The sequence below is a fragment of the Protofrankia sp. CiP3 genome, from assembly GCF_917627345.1.
Taxonomy (GTDB): Bacteria; Actinomycetota; Actinomycetes; order Frankiales; family Frankiaceae; genus Protofrankia.
The window spans coordinates 1-3,404 of record NZ_CAKJTM010000213.1; the positions used below are offsets into that span (position 1 = coordinate 1).

General features: G+C 66.3%; 2 protein-coding genes and 1 pseudogene. All 3 read right to left on the reverse strand.

The genetic code is table 11. From position 1 onward, the window contains the following. Positions 1–101: 101 nt before the first annotated feature. Positions 102–1,277: an acyl-CoA dehydrogenase family protein gene (locus MJ797_RS26410; protein WP_239342405.1), complete on the reverse strand. Its 1,176-nt coding sequence runs from the start codon at positions 1,275–1,277 to the stop codon at positions 102–104. Positions 1,278–1,752: 475 nt separating this feature from the next. Next, positions 1,753–1,950, reverse strand: a pseudogene (locus MJ797_RS26415) (transposase); the annotation flags it as partial. A gap of 187 nt (positions 1,951–2,137) precedes the next feature. Beyond that, positions 2,138–2,926: a phosphotransferase enzyme family protein gene (locus MJ797_RS26420; protein ID WP_239342407.1), complete on the reverse strand. Its 789-nt coding sequence runs from the start codon at positions 2,924–2,926 to the stop codon at positions 2,138–2,140. Positions 2,927–3,404: the final 478 nt, after the last annotated feature.

Below are 3,404 nucleotides of genomic sequence, written 5' to 3' on the forward strand. Positions count from 1 at the left end.
ACAGCCGGCCTGAACACGGCGAAGTACCGGGAGACGACCAAGGGGCCGACACTTCACCTCGATCTCGCCAACCCACACCCCGGCGAGGTCAGGCCGAGGATTCAGCCCACGCCGAGCACGCGTTTGCCGACGACATCCCGGCAGACCTCGACCGAGTAGGCCATCAGCGCACCCGCCTGGGCGTCACGGAAGTGCCGCTGGATCGGGGAAGTCCGCAGATAGCCGGACGCGCCGCCCACCCGCACACCCAGCTCGGCGACATCCTTGGCGACCTGGTTGGCGAACAGCTTCGCCTCGAAGGCCGCAGTGTAGGTGTCCGGGGAACCCAGGTCGGCCAGCCACAGCGAGCGCTCGGCGAGCAACGTCGCAGCTTGTAACCGCACGTGCATCTCGGCCGCGTCGAACTGCACCCACTGCATGTGGGACAGGGAGGCGCCGGTCGAAGGAATGACCCGGCTGCGGGCATGGTCGACGAGTGCGTCAAACGCCGCCTCGGCGACCCCGATCGACAGGAAGGCCAGCCCGACTGCGATCGGGTTTGTCTCCCCGGCTGCCGGTGGCTGGCACCGCCGGTCGGCGCGTAGGACCGTCCCGTCGAAGGAGACGAGTTGGCTGCGGGTGGCCCGCATCCCCACCGTGTCCCAGATCGGCACAAAGCCGATCGTGTCGTCGCGCTCGACGCCGAAGAAGGTCGGCACGCCATCAACGAGCGCGTTGACCAGAAAGTGGTCGGCCGCCTCGCAGCCGGAGACGAAGCGTTTGGCGCCGTCGAGCCGGAAGCCGCCCTCAACCGGGACGGCGGCCTGCAGCGGGACGAGGAACATGTTCCCGCTGGTCGGCTCGGACAGGGCGTTGGCGAAGCGTTTCCCGGCGGCGAGTTCGGCCGCGTAGTAGCGGGCGGTGTCGGCGTCGCCGCGGGTGACCAGCCCGGTTACCGCGCCTATGTGCATCAGCCACAGGCATCCGGTGGACGGGCAAGCGCGGGACACGATCCGCAGCACCTGACCGAAGGTGCGGAATGACATATCCTCGCCGCCGTGCGCGGCGGGGAGCATGGCGATATCGAGCCCGGTCTCGTGGAGCTGGCGCAGGTTCTCCGCCGGCAACTCGGCGGTCTCGTCCAGATCCGCCGCCCGCTGAGCGAAGACCGCCGCCATCTCGGTGGCCACGGCGACCCAACCCCGCTCATGTTCCGGCGGGCCGAACGGCGAGGAAGCAGGCAGGGCCAGCGGTGGGGGGACCGTGTCTGCGGTACCGCTGTCACCGACGACGGTCATGTTTCCTCCAGAGCACGACGAGGAGTGGGGATCTCATCCCGGCCCATTGTGGCCTGCGGTGCGCCCCCGGTCGCGGAAGTGGTACGGCACTCCGTCGCAGGGTGGGTCGTCAGGAGGGTCGGGAAGGCACGTTCGTTGACGCCGAGGTGGTTGGCCGGTCGGCACAGGCAGGTCGGCCATACGAACCTGGTCAACCTCCCGCAGCTGGGCGGTCCCCCTCCGACCAAGCCAGACCCCCGCGAGCGCACCGTCGACACGCCGGCATCCACTACCTGTTCGACCACGGTCACAGCCGCGACTTGGCGGGCCTTGGCCGCCGGGTCGGCCCGGCGTAAACGTCGATGCCCGCAGCACTGCCGTGGCCCGAAATGAATATCGAGGGGGTCTGAACGTCCCCTCAGGTGTCGGCCAACCGTCCGGTATTCATGCAGGTCAGCGATATGTTGATATTGAGTGGAGCGGCGGAATCAAGCGGTCAAGGCGACGCATGCCTTTCCAGCAGATCGTTGAACACTTCTACCGGCTTGCGCCAGCCCAACGTCTCACGAGGCCTGCCATTCAACTCTGCGGCCACTCTATCGAGATCCTCCTGGGAATGCAAGGACAGATCCGTGCCCTTCGGGAAATACTGCCGAAGAAGGCCGTTGGTCTTCTCGTTCGAACCCCGGCGGAATCAAGCGGTCAAGGCGGCACGTCCGCCGCCAACAAATCATTGAACGCTTCGAGTAGCGTCTGCCAGTTCAACGATTTACTGGCGGCAAATATGTTGCCCTGACCGCTTGATTCCGCCCACATTGAAAACGCTCATTGATGGAATCGATCCGACAACGGATCTCCTCGTCAAGACTCGCACTCGTCCTCTACTGCTGGAGCAGCCACGTCACCATCCCCAGCTCGCGCAGCGCGATGAACGTCCCGACATGCGGCGACACGCGGAGATCATACCCATACGCGGAAGAGAATTCGCCATAATCCTCATCGGACATTCCGAACCGCCGGTAGGTTACCAGGTTCGGTACAAGATCCCACTCGAGCGGACCACGGCATATCTGATCGAAATCTATCAACAGTAACCGGTGCCCCGGGAGACACATGACATTTCCGTAGTGCATGTCGCCGTGCATGACACCGGTTCCCAGCTCGGACGTCAGGTCGGGAACACGTGATTCCAGCGACACCAGCAGCGCCCCGAGAGGGTCGACGAGATCCTGTTCGATGCCGTCCCGGCGCGCACCGTCCAGCCGGGCGCGGATGAGCGCGAAGGGTTTCCACGGCCCGACAAGAGCCTTCTCCAGGGTGGCGAGATCGTGAAAATGGCGGAGCAGGCCGCCGAGTTCCCGCGGTGTCACCCGGCAGTCTGGGTCGGTCTCGTAGTAGACCCACAGGGTCACGACTCCCGTCGACGTGACGACCGGCTGGCGAACGCCGGGAACGGCGGCGGGTTCGGTCACTTCCATCCCTCGGGCGGCGATCCGCACCACGAAGTCCACCGTCCGCGCGACATGGTCGGCCCGGGCCTGCGGGCGTGCCACCCGGAGCACGAGGCCGCGGTCCCGGTACGCGTAAAGTGCGTTCTCCCCGAACCGGAGAAGGTCCAGATCCGGCGGGGTCTCGGCCCCGAGCCGCGCGAGCGCGTCGAACGCCGCCATGCGGGCGTCGGACTCCTTCCACGCCACAACCTCCTACCGGCCAAGACAGGTACAGGAGGGACAGCAGGGGACGACCGGGAGGACCGCGCCGGGCCAGTCCCGGGCCAGGGAGCGCGAACAGGCGACCGGGCGCACCAACGCGATCAGACTCACGGCCCCGTCCAGGGTCGAGGCTCTCCGTCACCACCATCCCAGGCCCGCAAGCCCTCACAGGCATCCGGGACAGGACAATCCGGACACCGGCAGAGCGCCACCGCTGTCCGCACCTCGGCCCGCGTCGGGAGGTGGAACCCCGATCTCCAACGGAGCGACGGAGAGCGCATAACAGGTGCCGGTGACTCCGCCCGGGTCCGCTGACGCGCGCCATCGAGGAACATCAACGGATGATGACAAGCATTGAAACAGTGGGGTAAACGTGGGGTTCAGTGCCTCTGATGCCCGACTGTTTGACGAAAAGTGCCTGTGCCACAGGCGATCC